Origin of the sequence: Vibrio sp. TRT 29B02, assembly GCF_050113655.1 — a bacterium.
Classification (GTDB): Bacteria; Pseudomonadota; Gammaproteobacteria; order Enterobacterales; family Vibrionaceae; genus Vibrio.
Genome location: NZ_JBNJOJ010000024.1, coordinates 1 through 19089, shown reverse-complemented (window position 1 = coordinate 19089; position 19089 = coordinate 1). Strand labels below are relative to the sequence as shown.

The following is a 19089-nucleotide window of genomic DNA, read 5'->3' as shown; positions in this document are numbered from 1 at the left end:
TATTGTTGTTACCACTGTGGCATGAGTGAAAGTGGTGGTTCATTGAGGGCAGATATCTGCTCTTTGAACCCGAGAACCTGACTTTCCCAATATTTTGGATCATTAAACCATGGAAAGGCGAGAGGAAATGCCGGGTCCTGCCATCTTTTTGCTAGCCATGCCATATAGTGCACCATACGTAGACCACGCAAAGGTTCGATTAGTTTCAATTCATTGAGATTAAAGTCATTAAATTCTTGATACGCTTCTAAGATGATGTCGAGTTGCATTATTTTGTCAGCCCGATCCCCACTCAGTAGCATCCATAGATCCTGAATGGCAGGGCCATTGCGAGCGTCGTCTAGGTCGACGAACATAGGACCATCTCTCCACAGAATGTTGCCTGGGTGGCAATCGCCATGCAGACGTATCATGCTGGTGGAGTCCGTCCAGTGCGTCTCGAGATTGCTGATCAGCAGGTCAAGATCATTGAAAAAGGCGTTTTCCAAATGCATGGGAATAAACGTTGAGTTTTGCAGTAATTTGCGCGGCTGATAAACATACTCTTCGAGACCAATAGTGGGTCTGTGTTTGAATACCTGCTTTGAGCCGACTTTGTGGATACGACCTAAGAAACGGCCAACCCCTTCCAATTGTTCTAGGTTATCCACTTCAAATTGACGACCACCAACACTGGCAAACAGGGCAAATAGATACCCCTGATAGTGATGCAGAGTTTGACCATTAATGACGACGGGTGGCGCGACGGGAATTTCTGATTCGATCAGCTCAAGCGTAAAATGATGCTCTTCCTGAATCTGTTCCTGACTCCAACGCTCTGGGCGGTAGAACTTCACCACATAGCGCTGACGTTCTTCATCAGTGAACTGATAGACGCGGTTTTCATAACTGTTAAGTGCTAAAAATCCCGACTCGGCGCGGATCCCGATACTCTCTAGCGCATACCACATAAAGTCTGGGGTGAGCGCATCAAAGTTAAAAGCTTGCTGTATCATAAAATAAAAGAGGCTCATTGCTGAGCCTCTTTCCATTGGGTGAGTAGACAGTCTAGAGCTTCTTAATGAAGCGACTTTCTACGGCAATAGTGAAGTCTTCGCTGTCCGACAGTATAAACTGAATTGTTGAAACAGGAGAGCTGAGTTTGTCAGGGTTAACACCTAGGCTCATCGGAAGGTTAAGTACCTCACCAGGAGCTACCTGTACCGTCTGTTTTCCATACCAAGAGACATCACTCAGTCCTTCAACATTGAGCTGATACTCTTGCTGTTGCTGAGTTTTATTGATGATCTTTAGAGTGTATGTGTTTTCTACTTCGCCTAGCCCATTCACTCTGAATAACTGGTTACGATCGCGAAGTACGCTTAGACCCGCAGGATCGACGCTAGCGACTTGAACAAAAAATAGACCAATCATAACGAGTAGAACGGCTCCATAACCGATCAGTTTAGGGCGAGCGACCTTGGTGTGCTTGCCTGATAAACGATGTTCGGTCGTGTAGCTGATCAATCCTTTGTCATAGCCCATTCGTTCCATCGTGTTGTCACACGCATCAATACAGGCACCACAGTTGATACATTCGTACTGTAGACCATCACGAATATCGATACCTGTAGGGCAGACCTGCACACACAGGTCACAATCAATACAATCACCCAAGCCTAGTGCTTTTGGATCGGCTTTGCGCGAACGAGGACCACGTGTTTCTCCACGTTTAGTGTCATAACCGACGATAAAGGTATCTTTGTCGAACATGGCTGACTGGAAACGAGCGTATGGGCACATGTGAATACACATAATTGAACGCATCCAACCTGCGTTGGCATAGGTACAAATTGCAAAGAATAACACCCAGAATACTGGCCAGAACTCAGCGTTAAAGGTGAAAAAGCCGACGACGAGTTCTTTGATTGGCACAAAGTAACCGGTAAAAGTAAAGCCTGTGGCCAGCGCAATCGCCCACCAAGCGAGATGTTTTGCTGTTTTGCGCATTGCAAGATTGGCTGTGAGCTTGCCAGAGTCTTGTTTGCGACGTTTATTAGCACTGCCTTCGAGCTTTTCTTCAAACCATATGTACATAAAGGTCCAGACGGTTTGTGGGCAGAGGTAGCCACACCATACACGGCCTAAGAAGGTCGTGAGGAAAAATAGGCCAAATGCGGCGATCATAAACAGCAGTGCAAGTAGTGTGAGGTCTTGCGGGTAAAGGGTTGTACCGAAAAAGTTAAACTGCTGATGGCCAATGTCTAACAAGATGGCTTGTCGGTCTCCGTAAGAGAGCCAAGGAATGAGTGCGAAAAATAGCAGTAGGAACCAACCACCATAGCGGCGTAATTTTTGAAAGGTACCTTTACTTTCGCGAACATAGATTCGGTTGCTTGGGTTAAACCTGTCCCCCTTAGTTTTATGAGTCTTAGGGTTAAAGGTCTTGGGAGTCACATCTTTGATATCGATTTTATCCTGACTCATTACGCTTCCTTCTTTAGGCTAATTGGCGAGATTTCTTATGTTCTCGCTCAGTAGACATTGCTGACTATTATTTTAGTAATCTCTTATGTTCGGCGATTATATACGCTATAACATTATTATTTCTTTAACACTATCAACCTTTAACAACAAAAATCATTACAGTTTTAAAAATTAATCGCCTAACAGTTTGGGTTTTAAGGGCAGTATGCGTATAAAAAAAAGCGACCACTGGTCGCCTTTGGGAGAGATCTTTTTTAGTCGATGATTCCACGAGCGCGTAAAATCGCCGTTTTAAAATCATCTTCTTGGTCTTTTTTCAGACCAGGGATCATTTCATCTTTGCTGCTGTTGCGCATTTTTAGGTGGTAGATCAGTACGTCATCGGTCAACTCTTCAAGTTTCCCGTGGTAACCCGCTTCTTGCGCTAGTTGGACGATAAACTGCAGCAGGTTCATTTCCTGATCTTTTTGCCACTCAGGTTCGAGCAGTTCGAGCAGTTCTTCAATTCGATGGCATTTCATTGGTTTTCTCCACACAACTTATAATGATTTGTCGCTAAAGGTAACAAATAGGTGCGGAGAAGGTAAGAAAAAAGCGCAGCCTAGACTGCGCTTTTTAATTAAGCTGCTTTAACCACTTTAGGAGAAGCGGCAGCCATCAAGGCTGTTTTTTCAACTAAAGTCATGGTAGTAGCGACTTGTTTTGCCATTGGAGCGGTCGCAAAACCACTACGACGGCGCATCGCACTACGATTTGTGTGCGAAAACCTGACTGCTGTTGGGCGCATCGAGTTACCTAACTGTCAGGCATATCCATTGCCAATGTAATGGCCTGATTAACTATGAGTTGAGCTCCATTACTGAAGTTTGGCTCTTCTGGCGCACGCCAATCCAAATAATTAATCAGGAATATTGATATGCAAGCACATCAATAAATAGATTAGCATTATCAGTAAGATTGGTCGATATCTAATCGATGTGTAGATGCTGCAATAATGTGAACAAGTCACTAGTAGTGAGACAGCAAACAAGATTAGTATGAAAACATTGTTATAGTCTCGTGTTTGCCAAGGAGGTGTGTATGTCGTTGTTTAAGAAAACGCTGGCGACGTTTGGTATTGGCTCAGCAAAGGTCGACTCTGTGCTTCAGCAAGAAGTGCTGTATCCGGGACAAAAACTCAATATTACGATTCATGTCTACGGTGGCTCGACTGCGCAAGAGATTGATAACATCGATCTCAAGCTATACTGCCGCTATATCAAAGAGGTTCCTGCTAACCACGATAAAGAGAAAGCCAATGCAGGGCGAATGCGCCGTGTACCGGCAAGTTATGCGTTAGCTGAGTGGTCACTTCCATATGCGTTCACCATTGAACCAGGCGAAAGTCGAGACTTCTCTGTAGAACTTGATGTGCCTTGGAATACTCCAGTCACGATTGGTGATTCCAAAGTCTGGCTTGAAACTGGTCTAGACATCGCAATGGCTAAAGATCCAACCGATAAAGATATCCTGACGGTACGACCTGATCCTCTTCTCGATGGTATTTTTACAGCACTGGAAGAACAAGGCTTACGTATTCGTCAGGTGGAGTGTGAAGCTGTAGACGGTTTTGCCATGCCGTTTGTGCAGGAGTTTGAGTTCGTGCCAACCACGGGGCCGTTTCACGGTCGCTGGCGAGAGTTAGAAGTGGTTGCTTATCGTAGTGAAGACGAGCTGCAATTGTGGTTTGAGATTGATCGCCATCGAGAAGGCGCCAAAGGTATGCTTGCAAGCTTACTGGGTATCGGTGATCTCAAGCGTCAGATGTCGATTCCGTTGCATACATCAGCTCAAGAAGCGGGGCAGAAAGTTATCGAGTATTTGGATAACCACTCTTAACCAAAAAGTAACCATTTTCAGCTTACAAGTGTAAGCTTAATGTGCCATACTCCTGAGTAATTATTCCAATCGTTACTCAAGAGTAAGGTCAAATGTCTGCGAATCCAGCCGTTGCATACAGTGTTAAAGAAGAGTTTGCCAATACGATCACCCACGCTTTTGGAATGGTGCTGAGTATTGTTGGCTTGGTACTGTTACTGCTCAAATCTACAGAACACAACGCCGATACGCTGACAATTACCAGCATGAGTATTTACGGCGGCAGCATGATTGTGCTGTTTCTTGCTTCTACTCTCTACCATGCCGTCCCCTATCAAAAAGCGAAACGAGCGCTTAAAACTTTCGACCATTGTGCTATCTACTTACTTATAGCGGGTAGCTATACACCGTTTCTTCTGGTGAGTTTGCGTACACCTTTAGCAATCAGTTTGATGGTGGTGATTTGGAGTATTGCTCTGTTTGGCATCATTATGAAGATGGCGTTTGTCTATCGGTTTAAACGGCTTTCTCTTGCCACGTATCTGATCATGGGTTGGTTATCATTGATAGTGATTTATCAATTAGCGATGCATTTAGCGCTTGGAGGGCTAACTTTGCTTGCTGCTGGTGGAGTGATCTATTCGTTGGGAGTGATCTTCTATGTTGCTAAACGCATCCCCTACAATCATGCAATCTGGCATGGCTTTGTTTTAGCAGGATGCGCTTGCCATTTTTTCGCGATTTATCTTTATGTCGATCCTGTTTAACGGGTTTCGACTTTGATGATTTTTGCGTTGATTTGGTACTGTTCAGCGCGTTCAACAGGGATCTTGATTGTTTTACCTGCGACGGCCTGTTGAGGTCTTAGGTAGGTATCAGCAAGGCGCTTGATGGAAGTCCAAACCGCAAATGTTTGTTCAGAGATAACCTCTCCAGACATGTTTAATAACTCTACCTCTACTTCAACCAGTACGACAGACTGAGTGCTTTGGTTCGTCAAAGAGGTCTCAATAACCAACTGATCAGATTGATACTGTGCAGCTCCAAGCAGTACATCAACGCCAGAGTCAGATAGCTGCATTACTGGTTTTTGGCTACCAAGTTGAATTACGCTGCCCACTTGTCGGTTAATCACAGGAATAGCCGCGACGGTTTTTACTGGGATAGACGGTGTATCAGTTGACGCTTCAACTATGTATTGCCAGGTAAAATCATCATTCAGCTGTACTTGGCGCCCATCGGCAAGAGTGACTGTCTGCGCCGCGTAAATCATAGTGCTCGCAAGCAAGCATGAAAGTCCAATCGTCGTTTTCATATTTATTCCTTAACGTCGCCAGAAGGCAGGGAAGAAAAGCACCAGTAGAGTCAGTATCTCTAAGCGTCCCATTAACATTCCCAGGCTGAGGAGCCATTTAGCAGCGTCAGGTAGGGGAGCAAAGTTGCCTGTTGGTCCGATAATAGAACCCATCCCAGGCCCAACGTTTGCAACCGCAGTAATAGAGCCCGAAATACTGGTAATTGGGTCAAGGCCCATGGCACTCAGTCCCCCAGCAATCGCGATAATAGTGATAAAAAAAGTTAAGCCGAAAGCCACTACTGAACGCACGATATCATCATTGACCGGACGGTTGTTGTAGCGTTGAACAAATACACCAGAAGGGTGAATTAGTTTCATCATCTGCTTGTTGAGTAGGGTTACAGCAATCTGAAAGCGGAAAACTTTGATGCCGCCAGAGGTAGAACCGGAGCAGGCGCCTGCCATCATTAAGAACGCAAATAGAGTGGTTGGCAGAGCTCCCCAAGCGGTGAAATCTTCAAGACCAAATCCGGTGGTAGTGACAACGGAGACGATGTTAAACATGGATACTCGCAGGGCATCGAGCACCGCGTAGCCATCTCGAATCACCAACCAGGCAGATATAATTAGACTGCTTATAAGAAATAAATAAGTGAATCCACGCACCTGAGCATCATTGAGCAGCTCATTCAAGCGACGTTTTCTGATGACGGCAACGAACAGTAAGAAGGGCAGTCCACCTAAAAACATAAACAAGGTCGCGACCCAATGAGCACCATTTGAGAAGTGGTTCATTGAGCCATCAGAAGTGGAGTAGCCACCAGTCGATAGCGTGGTAAAGGCATGGTTAATGGCCTCAAATAGATTCATTCCTGTTATTAGGTAGCCAACAATACACAAACCCGTTAACGCCAGATAAACCGCAACAATGTTTTTAGCCACTGTTTTGGCTCTTGGGCTACTTTTATCTGACCAGTCTGATGATTCGGTATGGAAGAGCTTCATACCACCAACGTTTAACATCGGAAGAACCGCAACAGCCATGACGATAAAGCCAATGCCTCCCAGCCACTGCAATATTGAACGCCACAGCAGGATACTTGGCGCCATATTGTCTAGCCCACTTAGCACCGTAGACCCAGTAGTAGTGATGCCTGACATGGTTTCAAAGTAGGCGTCAGTGAAACTGATATGATTGATAAACACGAATGGTAAGGCGGCAAAAGCACTGGCGATAGTCCATACCAAACTGGTGATCAGAAACATGTCACGCACACTGAGTTTAAAGTCTCTCGTTCGCCCGACACTCAGGCAGCAGAAGGCGGCTAAATGGGTGATTAGCACAGCTTGACCAAATTCGAGAAAACCCGAAGTACCAGTGATAAAGGCGACTAAGGTGGGGACGTACATAAATAGGGCTAGTTTAGAAAGTACTAACCCTATTACAAAAAGTACGGGACGAAAGTTAACCATAACCCGAGCCTATAGGAAGAATGGACTTGGCTGGAATAGTGCTTCTACGTCTGGTACGTACTTCTTATCAACGAGGAACATCACTACGTGATCATCCTGTTCGATAACCGTACGGTCATGGGCAATGAGTACCTCTTCACCACGGACGATTGCGCCGATAGTGGTACCCGGTGGTAGTTTGATGTCGCCAATCGCTCGGCCAACCACCTTGGACGTGGTTTCATCGCCGTGGGCGATTGCTTCGATTGCTTCAGCGGCTCCACGACGTAGTGAAGATACGTTGACAATATCTGCTCGACGCACGTGGGTTAGCAGTGCTGATATTGTGGCCTGCTGTGGTGAGATCGCAACGTCGATAACACCGCCTTGTACAAGGTCAACATAGGCACCGCGTTGGATCAACACCATTACCTTCTTTGCTCCCATACGTTTGGCGAGCATGGCTGACATAATGTTGGTTTCATCTTCGTTGGTTAGAGCAATAAATACATCAACCTGATCGATGTTCTCTTCAGCTAGCAATTCTTGGTCGGCAGCATCGCCACAGAAAACAATGGTGTTCTCTAGTTCTTCAGACAGCGTTTCAGCTCGCTGATAGCTTCGTTCAATAAGTTTGACGCTGTATGACTGCTCAAGACGACGCGCTAGGCTGGCACCGATGTTACCCCCGCCGACGATCATGATGCGACGATAAGGTTTTTCAAGACGTTGCAGTTCACTCATGACTGAGCGGATATGATTGCTGGCGGCGACAAAGAACACTTCATCATCAGCCTCGATAATGGTTGTACCCTGAGGTCTGATAGGTCGACCTTGACGGAAAATCGCCGCAACACGAGTATCGATATGCGGCATGTGTTCACGCAATGCCGACAGCGCGTTACCCACTAATGGGCCACCGTAATAGGCTTTCACCGCAACCAGGCTGACTTTCTGTTCTGCGAAGCTCACAACCTGTAAAGCTCCTGGATACTGGATCAAGCGTTCAATGTAACTGGTGACGAGTTCTTCAGGTGCAATTAAATGATCGACGGGTACGGCGCCAGATTGGAATAGTGCTTCTTTTTCAGCGAGGTATTCTGGTGAACGAATACGAGCGATACGGTTTGGTGTATTAAACAGAGAAAAAGCCACCTGACAAGCGGCCATGTTAGTTTCATCCATGTTGGTTACTGCAACCAACATATCAGCATCTTGTGCACCGGCTTCGCGCAGTACGTCTGGGTGACTTGCGTGACCATTAACCACACGGAGATCGTATTTGTCTTGAAGCTCACGCAGACGATCTGAGTCTCTATCGACGATGGTGATGTCGTTGTTCTCACCGACAAGGTTTTCTGCCAACGTGCCGCCAACTTGACCCGCACCAAGAATGATGATTTTCATACCGTTTTCTCGTTTAACTACTTAAAAAGGCGACAGGGTTGCTGCCGTCCTATCACTTACGCGTTCTTAGTTAGGATGGCGTAATAGAAGCCATCCATATCCTCTTCACCTGGTAAAATCTGACGTCCAGGGTTACTCACATCTGAACCTTGCAACTGAGCGTCTGAAGTGCGAGCTAGGAAAGCTTTCACCTGCTCCTTGTTCTCTTGAGGTGTGATTGAACAGGTTGCATACACTAGAGTGCCACCCGGCTTCAGTTGTTGCCACATTGCATCAAGGATTTCGCTTTGTAGCTCGGCCAAGGCTGCAATGTCGTCAGCTCGGCGTAACCACTTGATATCAGGGTGACGACGAATAACGCCAGTCGCAGAACAAGGTGCATCGAGTAGAATGCGATCAAATTGCTCACCTTGCCACCAATCTTGCGGATTTCGTGCGTCACCGCAAATCACTTTGGCTTTGAGGTTCAAACGCTGCAAGTTATCGTGAACGCGCTTCAAACGTGTATCGTCGCAATCAATGGCAACCACTTCACAACCCTGAGTGCGTTCCAGAATGTGTGCTGTTTTACCGCCAGGGGCCGCACAACAGTCTAAGATCAATTCGCCATCTTGCGGTGTTAGGTAGTTAATCGATAACTGCGCGGCCGCATCCTGAACGGACACCCAACCTTTTTCAAAGCCAGGTAGTTTTGTCACGTCACATGGGGTGGCCAATTTTACGGCGTCTTTGGCTTCACTATGAATCGTGTTATCAATGTTTTCATTTTTAAGTAATTCAAGGTATTCATCACGCGAGTGGTGTTGGTGGTTAACACGTAGCCACATTGGTGCTTTGTTGTTGTTCGCTTCAACAATCTCTTGCCACTGCTCTGGATAGCTCTCTTGAAGTAACTTCAGTAGCCAACTTGGATGACCATATTTGCCAGCATTGTGACTCACCGCTATTGCGTCTAACTCTTGCTGATGACGCTGATAATTACGTAAAACTGCGTTGATCAAGCCGCGTAGACGTGGGCCTTTAAGAGTGTTTGTCCCCTCTACCGTTTCACCTACCGCCGCATGCGCGGGAATACGCATAAAGCTAAGTTGGTAGATACCGACCAGAATCAGGTGGTGAAAGACACGTTGTTTACCTTTGAGTGGCTTATCCATCAACTCGTTGGCAATGGATTCCAAGCGTGGGAGGTAACGTAGTGCACCATAACAAATCTCTTGTAATAGTGCGTGATCACGAGGCTTGATAGTTTGTTGAGCCGCAGGGAGTGCGCTCGAAAGAGAGTGACCTTTGTCGACCACTTGGAATAGGACGTTGGCTGCAGCAGCGCGAACATTCATGTTGAGTACCTTAATGGTGCGAGAGCATCTCTGCTCTCGAAAAGTTCGTAATAGTGAGCCCAATGATAATGACTGAGCTCGAATGGGGACTAGCTAAGTACGCTACCCACTTCAAACCAGTTTGCACGAGAGTTAAGAATATCTTGTACTGGCATGGCTTTTTTACCCGGTATCTGTAGCTGTTCTAGGACAAGTACACCTTTGCCTGTCGCGACATAGATACCAGACTTGTCTGCTTGCAAAATTGTGCCCGCAGGTTTCGCTGAAGTTTGCTCTTCAACACGGCTTTGCCAAACTTTGATGCTATTTTCAGCGGCATCAAAGTGGCTCATTGGCCAAGGATTGAACGCACGGACGCAACGCTCGATGTGTTGAGCCTCATCATTCCAGTTGATACGAGCTTCTTCTTTGCTGAGTTTTTTCGCGTAGTTTGCCAGTTCATCGTCTTGCTTTTCTGCCACAGCCGTACCATTCGCGATATCTGTTAGGCATTCCACCAAAGCTTGAGGACCAAGTTCTGCTAACTTCTCGTACATTGATGTGCTGGTGTCGTTAGCCTCAATAGGTAGAGTGGCAATTTTTAGCATATCGCCAGTATCAAGGCCGATATCCATTTGCATGATGGTCACGCCAGTCTCTTTGTCGCCCGCCCAAATAGAACGTTGAATCGGAGCCGCACCACGCCAGCGTGGAAGAATTGAACCATGAACGTTAATACAACCGAGTTTTGGTGTATCGAGTACCGCTTGAGGCAGAAGCAGACCGTAAGCAACCACAACCATGAGATCGGCATTCAGTTCTGCCAATTCTTGTTTCGCCTCATCTGATTTGAAGTTTTCTGGCTGATATACCGGAATGTTATGCTCAAGAGCGATATTTTTAACTGGGCTTGCTGTCAGCTTCTTACCTCGACCCGCTGGGCGATCTGGTTGAGTGTAAACAGCAATGATCTCGTGCTCCGAAGACAACAACGCCGCCAAGTGACGGGCGGCGAAATCCGGAGTACCAGCAAAAACAATTTTTAAAGGTTTGCTCAAGGTACCTTCCTTCTATTAGTTAGCGATTAAGCGTTCGTATTTTTCTCGTTGAAGCGTTTAATTTTCGCAAGCTTGTCTTGGATGCGTTTACGCTTTAGAGGCGAAAGATAATCTACAAAAAGTTTGCCTTCTAAGTGGTCAAGCTCATGCTGAACACAAATAGCTAATAGATCGTCAGCTTCAAAAGTGAATTCTTCGCCATCACGATTAAGTGCTTTTACCGTTACTTCAGCTGCTCGTGGCACAAGTGCACGTGCGCCAGGAACCGATAGACAGCCTTCTTCAATGCCATCTTCACCGCGTTTTTCGATGATTTCTGGGTTGATCAGAACCATAGGTTCGTCACGGGTATCGGAAACATCGATAACAACGATACGTTGGTGGAAATCTACTTGGGTTGCAGCCAAGCCGATACCTTCTTCGTCGTACATGGTTTCAATCATGTCATCAACGAACTTTTGAATCTCAGGTGTCACTGCTTCTACGGGCTTTGCCACTGTGCGCAGGCGATCATCTGGGAATGTTAATACTTGTAATACAGACATATACACTCGAATGTTGAACTGTGCCAAATCAGGATAAACCTTGTTGGCTCAATTCTAGACATTTTACATCTCAAATGACAGCATCAATGCGGCTTTTTGAGTCGCTTCTTGTTCATGAAGCGAGTGATGTCGATGACACAACCACGCAACTAGAGCTGCTAATTGTGGTGGTTTTGTTAAGTGATTGAGTGCTTGGTGCATATTTACGGGGTAGGAAATCTTTAAACTTCAAGCTGCCTACGTACCCCTAAGGCAAGCTTGTAAAACATCAAGGAATAGCAGTGGTATCTGATGAAGAACTCAGTGCTTGGTTGTCACTGTATTTTACTCCCGGAATTGGCTCTAAGAGCTTTACTCGCTTATTGGAATACGATTCTCCCATCAATATCGTTACCTCTAAAGCGACTGCCTTATTAGCTCTAGGAATGAACGACAGGCAGGTTGACTATCTTCACCATCGCGCACGGAAAGACGTAGAGCAGTGTTTTGATTGGCAGGCGCAGATGGGCAATAACCACATCGTCACATTACTTGATCAAGGTTATCCCGAACTTTTAAAACAGGCTTCAGGTTCACCTGCAATTTTATTTGTTAAAGGGAGTGTTGAGAGCTTGTCGCAACCTCAAATAGCGATAGTGGGCAGTCGATCCGCCAGTCATGAAGGGCTTGATACGGCTCGTCAATTTGCCAAGCATTTGGTGAAGCAGGGTTTAGCTGTGACCAGTGGGCTAGCGCTTGGGGTCGATGGATACGCACATGATGGTGCTCTACAGGGGGGCGGACAAACTCTTGCCGTTCTAGGGTGTGGTTTACAGACCGTTTATCCTACACGCCACCGTGATTTGGCGGGTCGAATTCTTGATGCTGGAGGCGCGCTAGTTTCTGAATTGCATCCTCATGCCAAACCAAAGTCGGCACACTTTCCGCGTCGTAACAGAATAATTAGTGGCCTTTCTGTTGGTGTTTTGGTTGTCGAGGCGGCGGAAAAGAGTGGTTCCCTTATTACTGCTCGTTACGCTCTTGAACAAGGGCGAGAAGTGTTTGCCTTGCCAGGTTCAATTCACAATGTGAACGCGAGGGGATGTAACCTTCTAATTAAACAGGGGGCTTGCTTGGTATTAACGGTGGATGACATTGTGAGTGAAGTAGAAACGCTTTTGCAGTGGTCTAACAAAAGTGAGCCTCCGATTCAAAATGAGCTATTCAATGAAATTGGTGGTAAAGAACAATTGCCATTTCCTCAGCTGTTAGCTAACGTAGGAAGTAAGGCTACACCAGTTGATATTCTTGCAAACAGGACCAATATACCTGTGCAGGAAGTCATGATGCAGCTCTTGGAGCTTGAGCTCTCAGGGCATGTTGTTGCAGTTTGTGGTGGCTATATTCTTAAGGGGAGGGGCTAGCTATGATGATGGATATCCTAATGTATCTATTCGAGACCTACATCCATAGCGATGCAGATTTACAGGTCAATCAAGATGAGCTAGAAGAAGAGCTTCTTCGCGCTGGTTTTCATCAAAAAGACATATACAAAGCTCTCGTCTGGCTAGAAGAGTTAGCAGCACTGCAGCAAAGTGAAACTCACTCGGCGATTTCAGTGTGTAGCACTTCAAACTCAACTCGTATTTATACGGCTAAAGAGTGTGAACGTCTTAGCCTTGAATGTCGTGGTTTTTTAACCTTTTTAGAGCAGGTTAATGTGTTGACGACAGAAACTCGTGAAATGGTTATCGACCGTATTATGGGTTTAGAAACTGATGAGTTTGAGTTAGACGATCTGAAATGGATTGTGTTGATGGTGCTATTTAATGTGCCAGGTAATGAAAATGCTTATACGCTTATGGAAGAGCTGTTGTATACCAAAGAGCAAGGTATTCTGCATTAATCTTCAAGAGTAGATATGAGTAACAAAATAGATCATCAGTTGTTCTCTGCCCATGAACATGCGTTAGAGCATCAAGCATGTCCTAAGTGTCAGGAACAGCACCGTGAGGGTGAACTTCAGCTTCGTCATGGTAGGCATGGTCCTTTTCTCGGTTGCAACCAGTATCCGGCCTGCGACTACATTAAGCCATTGCATCAAAATGATGGCCATATCGTTAAAGAGTTAGGTGTAGCGTGCCCAGAGTGCGGTAATGAACTGGTTTTGCGTCAGGGTCGCTATGGCATGTTCATTGGATGCAGTCACTATCCCCAGTGCCAACATATTGAGTCGCTCGAAAAGCCAAAACAAGAGCACACGCCACAAACGTACACTTGTCCTGAATGCCATAAAGGACAGCTTGTCGAACGTAAAACGCGCTTTGGCAAACTCTTTTATGCTTGTGACAACTATCCAAAATGCAAGTTTGCCGTGAATCAACCCCCAGTTGCAGGCAGTTGCGAGCAATGTGGTTATCCACTATTAGTCGAGAAGAAACTCGCCAGTGGCAATAAGCGCCAGTGCGCAAATCGTAAATGTCATCACACCCAATCAGAGCAATAAAAAACGGCGCATAAAGCGCCGTTTTTGCTTCTTATTCTCTATTCCGAGAAGTGCTCGGCAAATTCATGCACCGCAGGAAAAGCTTGCTTATCAAGCAGGTTGGCCAGCGCGCATAATTTGCGTTGAAGTTCACCGTTGTAGTCACCACAGACATTGATATGTCCCATCTTGCGTCCAGCACGTTTCTCTTTGCCGTACCAGTGGATATGACACCCATCCATCGCAAGCACTTCTGTTGGTAGTGTATCTTCACCTAAGATGTTGATCATTGAGGTCGAACGGATCAGTTTTGTACTGCCAAGTGGTAAGCCACACACTGCACGTAGATGGTTTTCAAACTGACAGGTTTCTGCACCTTGTTGAGTCCAGTGACCTGAGTTGTGTACTCGTGGCGCGATTTCATTGACCAGCAGGGTGCCGTCGACATCAAAAAACTCCAGCGCTAATACACCCACATACTCGAGTCGCTCTGCGATCGCAGTAAACATCGCCTTTGCTTGTTCTTGCAGTTCAGTATCTGCAATCGCGGTTGAGAGAGTCAGCACGCCGTCTGTGTGGATGTTCTCTGCGAGTGGGTAGACGGCGATTGAACCATCTTTACCACGAGCACCAACCAAAGAGACTTCTCGGTTGAAAGGAACAAACTGTTCTGCAACGATCGCTTGTGTAGGCGTTGCCGCAATGCAATCAGCCATCTCAGTCCAGATTTGCTCTACTTGAGCCATCTCTTTCAAACGCCATTGACCTTTGCCATCATAGCCACCTAGCGCACTCTTGAGCACCATTGGAATACCGACATGGTCGATAGCCTGATCGAAATCTTCGCGCGTCTCGATCACATAATACTTAGCATTGCGAACATCCGCTTGATCGAGAAGCGACTTTTCAAGTCGACGATCGCCGCCAGCTTTAATCGCTTGTGTTGATGGGAGAAACTTTCCGCTTTGCTCGCAGATCTCAAGAATAGGATGTGGAATATGTTCAAACTCTGCGGTGATGACATCCGCTTTTTCGATCGCATTTTCCAACCCGTGGCCAATAACAGCTTGTGTTAGTGGGTGAACAATATTTTCACTACCGACATCGTAGGCAGAGATCTCAATGTTAAGAGGTGCACCAGCAAGTGACATCATTCGCGCCAGTTGGCCTGCGCCTAACACTAAAACATGCATCGACTTAATCCTCTGCTGGATTTGGGTTTGCTAGAACGGTTTCAGTTTGCTCACGACGGAAAGCTTCCACTTTCGCCATGATTTCTTCATCGTGAGTACCTAGGATTTGAGCGGCGAGAATGCCTGCGTTTGCTGCGCCAGCCTCACCAATAGCAAGAGTACCAACGGCAATCCCTTTCGGCATCTGAACGATGGAGTACAGTGAATCCAATCCACTCAGTGCACGAGACTGAACGGGTACACCCAGTACAGGTAGAGATGTAAAGGCTGCCGCCATACCTGGTAGATGTGCTGCGCCACCTGCGCCAGCAATAATCACTTTTAGCCCACGTTGCTTTGCGGTGGTTGCGTAATCTGCAAGAAGCTGAGGGGTACGGTGCGCTGACACAACTTTGGTTTCGTACTCAACGCCAAACTTGTCTAGCATTTCTGCGGCTAGCTTCATTGTTGGCCAATCTGATTTTGAACCCATGATGATACCGACTTTCATCTCAAACTCCTTCAAAGCACATAGAATAGTGAGCAAATAATTTGAGCGCATTATACGGGGATTTTCGATCGAAGCAAACGTTTGCGTTGGGTTTGAAAGCGACGCCTATGAATTTGTCGACAAATAGCTTTAGTGTGTGGTTGCGAATATTTGTACACTTGTGCGGATTGATGATTAATAGGAAGTGATTTGGTGGATAACTTTGATAAGGCGCTCAGCGCTTTGCGTAATGGTGAAGTCATCGCTTACCCAACCGAAGGCGTGTTTGGGGTCGGATGCGATCCCGATAATCCTCAAGCCATTGATAAGCTACTAAAACTCAAACAGAGACCAAAGGACAAAGGGCTGATTCTCATCGCAGCAAGTTATCAGCAGTTGCTGCCTTATATTGATGAATCTCAGTTGACGCCAAAGCAGTTAGAGCAAGTAAAGCAAAGTTGGCCCGGACCGGTAACTTGGATCATGCCTTGTAGCGATAAAGTCTCTGTCTGGGTTTGCGGTCAATATAATTCGATTGCAGTTCGTGTGAGTGATCATCCTTTGGTACAAAAGATGTGTAATGCATTTGGAAAGCCGTTAACCTCTACCAGCGCGAACTTGACCGGTCAGCCACCTTGTATGACGACTGATGAAGTCTACCAGCAATTGGGTAGCCAATTGGTTGCTGTCTTGGAGGGGGAAACAGGGGGGCGTAATAAACCCAGTGAGATTCGCGATGCTAAAACCTCACAAGTATTAAGACAGGGATAACCCTGCAGTTAAGGAAGTCGTATGTCAGCCATAGATAAACTAGCGGTTAAGCAGTTTTTAATGAAACTTCAGGATTCAATTTGTCAGCAGTTGGAAGAGGCTGATGGACAAGCGGTGTTTGTCGAAGATGCATGGCACCGTGAACCTGGAGAGAAATTGGGCGGGGGCGGCCGTACTCGTGTCATGAAAGATGGTGCGGTATTTGAACAAGGTGGAGTTAACTTCTCCCACGTTGAAGGGAAAGAGATGCCGGCTTCAGCAACAGCGCATCGTCCTGAACTGGCTGGGCGTCGTTTTGAAGCGATGGGGGTCTCTTTGGTTATGCACCCGAATAACCCTTATGTACCAACCTCTCACGCTAATGTACGTTTCTTTATTGCCGAGAAAGAGGGTGAAGACCCTATCTGGTGGTTCGGTGGTGGCTTCGATTTAACGCCATTCTACCCATTCGAAGAAGATGCTCAGTACTGGCACAATACGGCTAAGGAAGTGTGTGCCCCATTCGGTAGCGAAGTTTATCCAGAACATAAAGCTTGGTGTGACCGATATTTCTATCTCCCTCATCGCGATGAAACTCGTGGTGTTGGCGGCTTGTTCTTTGATGATCTCAACCATTGGGAATTCGACAAGTGCTTTGATTACATCAAGGCGGTCGGTGAAGGTTATACTCAAGCTTATTTGCCTATTATCGAGCGTCGTAAAGAGACTGCATACGGCGAGCGTGAACGTCAGTTCCAGTTATATCGCCGAGGTCGCTATGTTGAGTTTAACCTAGTGTTTGACCGTGGCACTCTATTTGGCCTTCAGAGTGGTGGCCGTACTGAGTCGATCCTAATGTCGATGCCTCCGCTTGCGCGTTGGGAGTATGCTTATCAAGTTGAACCTAACTCACCGGAAGCGGAGCTCTATGATCATTACCTTAAACCAAGAGAGTGGTAAGGCTTTCTTCCTTATATAGATAGTGATAGGGTCAACTTAACTTAGTTGACCCTTTTTATTTCTGCAGGTAAGGATATGACACAGCAAATAGATCGTTATGCCGTTTTTGGTAATCCCATTGGACACAGTAAATCCCCTTTTATTCATACTCTATTTGCTCGCCAGACTAACCAGTCTCTTACTTACACAGCAGAGCTTGCGCCTGTTGGTGAATTTAACAGTGCCGCAAAGATGTTTTTTTCTACTGGCGGCAAAGGGTGCAATGTGACAGTGCCGTTCAAAGAAGATGCTTACCAATTCGCGACACGACTGACTGAGCGAGCGAAACTCGCTGGTGCGGTCAATACCTTAAAGAAGCTGGATGATGGAGAAATCATTGGTGACAACACCGATGGGGAAGGGCTGGTACAAGATCTGTTGCAACACCAAGTGCCGCTGAAAGATGCGCGAATACTTATCATTGGTGCTGGTGGCGCAGCGAGAGGGGTAATAAAGCCATTACTTGATCAACAACCAAGTGAAATCGTTATTACCAACCGAACATTCTCCAAGGCGTTGCAGCTTGAAGAGATGTTTTCTCCATATGGACGGATCCAGTCCGTAGCAATGTCAGAGATAAATGATGGCTTTGATGTGGTGATTAACTCTACGTCGGCGAGTCTAAGTGGTGAACTTCCTGAAATCTCTCCTGATATATTTACTAAGCATACGCATGTCTACGACATGATGTACAGTGCGGGCAACACAGCGTTTAATCAATGGGCTATAGATAATAAGGTAGCCGCTGCCTACGATGGCTTGGGTATGTTGGTTGGTCAGGCCGCAGAAAGCTTTATGTTGTGGCGTGGACTTCGACCAGGAACCAAACAAATTCTGCGCGAGCTGCGTAAGAATCTAGAAGGAATGTAAAATTGAATCAGTCGATCCTATTTCCAGATCTACAGTCTTGGGATGAGCAACATAAAGAGATGACGTTCCCTGCTCAGCTGGCTGGGGCACTCATTGAATGTGTCATTACTCAGGCTGAATTGGAAAAATTATCCGGACAAACCATCAACAATGCCCAACAAGCCCTAGACCTCTTTACTCAATATCGTTTTGATCTAGAGGAACTTGCCGAGCAACTTATCGAAGATGAAGAGTTCAACGCTGATGGAAAAGTAGAGGTAACTAATTAAGTTCTTCTACCTGATGTAGGTAGTCCTCTTTGTTCTGTACATAGTTATCTGCAGACTTTTGCAAGAAAGCACGCTCGGCATCATTAAGAGGGCGTGCTTGTTTGATTGGGCTGCCTACATAAAGATAACCGCTTTGCAAAACCTTTCCGGGTGGAACCAGACTGCCTGCTCCTATCATTACCTCATCTTCTATTACAACACCATCCAGTACGATTGCGCCCATACCAACTAAAACACGGTCTTTGATGGTACAGCCATGAAGCATCACCTTGTGACCTATGGTTACGTCATTGCCAATAATAAGAGGGTAGCCTTCTGGGTTGGCTGCGTTTTTATGGGTAACATGAAGTACGCTTCCATCTTGGATATTAGTACGTTCACCAATATGGATATGGTTAACGTCTCCGCGAGCGGCCACCAAAGGCCAAACGCTAGAGTCATCGCCAATTTGAATGTCGCCAACTAAAATAGAACTACTATCTATATAGACGCGTTGGCCGATTTGGGGCTTGATACCTTTATAACTGCGCAGAGAGCTCATTTTATCTCCTAGTAAGAAGGGGGAATTTGCCAATATTGGCGTAGAAAAGTGACAAAAACAGATGGTTTTGAATAGAAAATACCCAAACAGCAAAAAAATCAAAAAAAACTCAAAAAAGCACTTGCCAATGTGATGG

General features: G+C 46.1%; 22 protein-coding genes. 9 read left to right on the top strand and 13 right to left on the bottom strand.

Annotation, left to right across the window (positions count from 1 at the left end):
• Positions 1 to 8: 8 nt before the first annotated feature.
• The 4 genes from ACQEXT_RS14830 to ACQEXT_RS14815 form a co-directional block, all read right to left on the bottom strand.
• Positions 9 to 995 carry a serine/threonine protein kinase gene (locus ACQEXT_RS14830; protein WP_138972890.1) on the bottom strand — a complete coding sequence of 329 codons (987 nt, stop codon included), beginning with the start codon at positions 993 to 995 and terminating at the stop codon, positions 9 to 11.
• Positions 996 to 1047: 52 nt separating this feature from the next.
• Positions 1048 to 2466, bottom strand: coding sequence for a cytochrome c oxidase accessory protein CcoG (gene ccoG / locus ACQEXT_RS14825; protein WP_426952778.1), 1419 nt, complete (start codon positions 2464 to 2466; stop codon positions 1048 to 1050).
• Between the two features lie 254 nt (positions 2467 to 2720).
• The gene (locus tag ACQEXT_RS14820; RefSeq protein WP_138972833.1) at positions 2721 to 2987 is read right to left on the bottom strand and encodes a YihD family protein; all 267 of its coding nucleotides are present in this window, start codon (positions 2985 to 2987) and stop codon (positions 2721 to 2723) included.
• 98 nt (positions 2988 to 3085) lie between these two features.
• Positions 3086 to 3253 (bottom strand): hypothetical protein, encoded by a 168-nt coding sequence (locus tag ACQEXT_RS14815; RefSeq protein WP_269378302.1) that lies wholly within the window; start codon positions 3251 to 3253, stop codon positions 3086 to 3088.
• Positions 3254 to 3546: 293 nt separating this feature from the next.
• On the opposite strand from ACQEXT_RS14815, the gene ACQEXT_RS14810 reads away from it, so the two are divergent.
• Both ACQEXT_RS14810 and trhA read left to right on the top strand, forming a co-directional pair.
• Positions 3547 to 4344, top strand: a complete 798-nt coding sequence (locus tag ACQEXT_RS14810; RefSeq protein WP_331417337.1) for a sporulation protein — start codon at positions 3547 to 3549, stop codon at positions 4342 to 4344.
• Between the two features lie 92 nt (positions 4345 to 4436).
• Entirely contained in the window at positions 4437 to 5090 is a 654-nt protein-coding gene (gene trhA, locus ACQEXT_RS14805) for a PAQR family membrane homeostasis protein TrhA (RefSeq protein WP_426952775.1), read from the top strand.
• Here the strand turns inward: trhA and ACQEXT_RS14800 are convergent.
• From ACQEXT_RS14800 to def, 6 genes are all read right to left on the bottom strand, one after another.
• Positions 5087 to 5638: a DUF3157 family protein gene (locus ACQEXT_RS14800; protein ID WP_426952774.1), complete on the bottom strand. Its 552-nt coding sequence runs from the start codon at positions 5636 to 5638 to the stop codon at positions 5087 to 5089. The two genes, trhA and ACQEXT_RS14800, sit on opposite strands and share 4 nt — an antisense overlap.
• Positions 5639 to 5647: 9 nt before the next feature.
• Positions 5648 to 7093 (bottom strand): TrkH family potassium uptake protein, encoded by a 1446-nt coding sequence (locus ACQEXT_RS14795; protein WP_331417339.1) that lies wholly within the window; start codon positions 7091 to 7093, stop codon positions 5648 to 5650.
• A gap of 9 nt (positions 7094 to 7102) precedes the next feature.
• Entirely contained in the window at positions 7103 to 8479 is a 1377-nt protein-coding gene (gene trkA, locus ACQEXT_RS14790) for a Trk system potassium transporter TrkA (RefSeq protein ID WP_331417340.1), read from the bottom strand.
• A 56-nt stretch (positions 8480 to 8535) separates the two neighbouring features.
• Positions 8536 to 9816 carry a 16S rRNA (cytosine(967)-C(5))-methyltransferase RsmB gene (gene rsmB / locus ACQEXT_RS14785; protein ID WP_426952772.1) on the bottom strand — a complete coding sequence of 427 codons (1281 nt, stop codon included), beginning with the start codon at positions 9814 to 9816 and terminating at the stop codon, positions 8536 to 8538.
• An 89-nt stretch (positions 9817 to 9905) separates the two neighbouring features.
• Positions 9906 to 10853, bottom strand: coding sequence for a methionyl-tRNA formyltransferase (fmt, locus tag ACQEXT_RS14780; protein WP_426952770.1), 948 nt, complete (start codon positions 10851 to 10853; stop codon positions 9906 to 9908).
• Between the two features lie 26 nt (positions 10854 to 10879).
• On the bottom strand, positions 10880 to 11398 hold the full coding sequence (def, locus tag ACQEXT_RS14775) for a peptide deformylase (protein WP_138972826.1): 519 nt from the start codon (positions 11396 to 11398) through the stop codon (positions 10880 to 10882).
• Positions 11399 to 11679: 281 nt separating this feature from the next.
• Here def and dprA point away from each other — a divergent pair, with 281 nt between their 5' ends.
• From dprA to ACQEXT_RS14760, 3 genes are read left to right on the top strand one after another with little or no spacing between them, the layout of a single operon-like run.
• A complete protein-coding gene (dprA, locus tag ACQEXT_RS14770) occupies positions 11680 to 12801 on the top strand; it encodes a DNA-processing protein DprA (RefSeq protein ID WP_426952768.1) in 1122 nt (373 codons plus the stop codon).
• Positions 12802 to 12803: 2 nt separating this feature from the next.
• A complete protein-coding gene (locus ACQEXT_RS14765; RefSeq protein ID WP_269378311.1) occupies positions 12804 to 13283 on the top strand; it encodes a DUF494 family protein in 480 nt (159 codons plus the stop codon).
• Between the two features lie 15 nt (positions 13284 to 13298).
• Positions 13299 to 13883, top strand: coding sequence for a topoisomerase DNA-binding C4 zinc finger domain-containing protein (locus ACQEXT_RS14760; protein ID WP_426952766.1), 585 nt, complete (start codon positions 13299 to 13301; stop codon positions 13881 to 13883).
• A 38-nt stretch (positions 13884 to 13921) separates the two neighbouring features.
• Here ACQEXT_RS14760 and ACQEXT_RS14755 read toward each other — a convergent pair whose 3' ends face one another.
• On the bottom strand, positions 13922 to 15055 hold the full coding sequence (locus tag ACQEXT_RS14755) for a 5-(carboxyamino)imidazole ribonucleotide synthase (RefSeq protein ID WP_331427158.1): 1134 nt from the start codon (positions 15053 to 15055) through the stop codon (positions 13922 to 13924).
• 4 nt (positions 15056 to 15059) lie between these two features.
• The gene (purE, locus tag ACQEXT_RS14750) at positions 15060 to 15545 is read right to left on the bottom strand and encodes a 5-(carboxyamino)imidazole ribonucleotide mutase (protein ID WP_138972821.1); all 486 of its coding nucleotides are present in this window, start codon (positions 15543 to 15545) and stop codon (positions 15060 to 15062) included.
• 192 nt (positions 15546 to 15737) lie between these two features.
• On the opposite strand from purE, the gene ACQEXT_RS14745 reads away from it, so the two are divergent.
• From ACQEXT_RS14745 to ACQEXT_RS14730, 4 genes are all read left to right on the top strand, one after another.
• Positions 15738 to 16295 carry an L-threonylcarbamoyladenylate synthase gene (locus ACQEXT_RS14745; RefSeq protein WP_138972820.1) on the top strand — a complete coding sequence of 186 codons (558 nt, stop codon included), beginning with the start codon at positions 15738 to 15740 and terminating at the stop codon, positions 16293 to 16295.
• 21 nt (positions 16296 to 16316) lie between these two features.
• Complete coding sequence (gene hemF, locus ACQEXT_RS14740; protein ID WP_331417347.1) at positions 16317 to 17234, top strand: oxygen-dependent coproporphyrinogen oxidase; 918 nt, start codon at positions 16317 to 16319, stop codon at positions 17232 to 17234.
• A 75-nt stretch (positions 17235 to 17309) separates the two neighbouring features.
• Positions 17310 to 18143 (top strand): shikimate dehydrogenase, encoded by an 834-nt coding sequence (gene aroE, locus ACQEXT_RS14735; protein ID WP_426952764.1) that lies wholly within the window; start codon positions 17310 to 17312, stop codon positions 18141 to 18143.
• A 2-nt stretch (positions 18144 to 18145) separates the two neighbouring features.
• Complete coding sequence (locus ACQEXT_RS14730) at positions 18146 to 18412, top strand: DUF1488 domain-containing protein (protein WP_331417349.1); 267 nt, start codon at positions 18146 to 18148, stop codon at positions 18410 to 18412.
• Here the strand turns inward: ACQEXT_RS14730 and ACQEXT_RS14725 are convergent.
• Positions 18405 to 18953, bottom strand: coding sequence for a gamma carbonic anhydrase family protein (locus ACQEXT_RS14725; protein ID WP_331417350.1), 549 nt, complete (start codon positions 18951 to 18953; stop codon positions 18405 to 18407). The two genes, ACQEXT_RS14730 and ACQEXT_RS14725, sit on opposite strands and share 8 nt — an antisense overlap.
• Positions 18954 to 19089 lie beyond the last annotated feature (136 nt).

Coding starts and splice junctions, on each gene's coding strand:
- ACQEXT_RS14830 (WP_138972890.1), bottom strand. CDS start 995: ATGATACAGCAAGCTTTTAACTTTGATGCGCTCACCCCAGACTTTATG.
- ccoG (WP_426952778.1), bottom strand. CDS start 2,466: ATGAGTCAGGATAAAATCGATATCAAAGATGTGACTCCCAAGACCTTT.
- ACQEXT_RS14820 (WP_138972833.1), bottom strand. CDS start 2,987: ATGAAATGCCATCGAATTGAAGAACTGCTCGAACTGCTCGAACCTGAG.
- ACQEXT_RS14815 (WP_269378302.1), bottom strand. CDS start 3,253: ATGCGCCCAACAGCAGTCAGGTTTTCGCACACAAATCGTAGTGCGATG.
- ACQEXT_RS14810 (WP_331417337.1), top strand. CDS start 3,547: ATGTCGTTGTTTAAGAAAACGCTGGCGACGTTTGGTATTGGCTCAGCA.
- trhA (WP_426952775.1), top strand. CDS start 4,437: ATGTCTGCGAATCCAGCCGTTGCATACAGTGTTAAAGAAGAGTTTGCC.
- ACQEXT_RS14800 (WP_426952774.1), bottom strand. CDS start 5,638: ATGAAAACGACGATTGGACTTTCATGCTTGCTTGCGAGCACTATGATT.
- ACQEXT_RS14795 (WP_331417339.1), bottom strand. CDS start 7,093: ATGGTTAACTTTCGTCCCGTACTTTTTGTAATAGGGTTAGTACTTTCT.
- trkA (WP_331417340.1), bottom strand. CDS start 8,479: ATGAAAATCATCATTCTTGGTGCGGGTCAAGTTGGCGGCACGTTGGCA.
- rsmB (WP_426952772.1), bottom strand. CDS start 9,816: ATGAATGTTCGCGCTGCTGCAGCCAACGTCCTATTCCAAGTGGTCGAC.
- def (WP_138972826.1), bottom strand. CDS start 11,398: ATGTCTGTATTACAAGTATTAACATTCCCAGATGATCGCCTGCGCACA.
- ACQEXT_RS14765 (WP_269378311.1), top strand. CDS start 12,804: ATGATGATGGATATCCTAATGTATCTATTCGAGACCTACATCCATAGC.
- ACQEXT_RS14760 (WP_426952766.1), top strand. CDS start 13,299: ATGAGTAACAAAATAGATCATCAGTTGTTCTCTGCCCATGAACATGCG.
- ACQEXT_RS14755 (WP_331427158.1), bottom strand. CDS start 15,055: ATGCATGTTTTAGTGTTAGGCGCAGGCCAACTGGCGCGAATGATGTCA.
- purE (WP_138972821.1), bottom strand. CDS start 15,545: ATGAAAGTCGGTATCATCATGGGTTCAAAATCAGATTGGCCAACAATG.
- hemF (WP_331417347.1), top strand. CDS start 16,317: ATGTCAGCCATAGATAAACTAGCGGTTAAGCAGTTTTTAATGAAACTT.
- aroE (WP_426952764.1), top strand. CDS start 17,310: ATGACACAGCAAATAGATCGTTATGCCGTTTTTGGTAATCCCATTGGA.
- ACQEXT_RS14725 (WP_331417350.1), bottom strand. CDS start 18,953: ATGAGCTCTCTGCGCAGTTATAAAGGTATCAAGCCCCAAATCGGCCAA.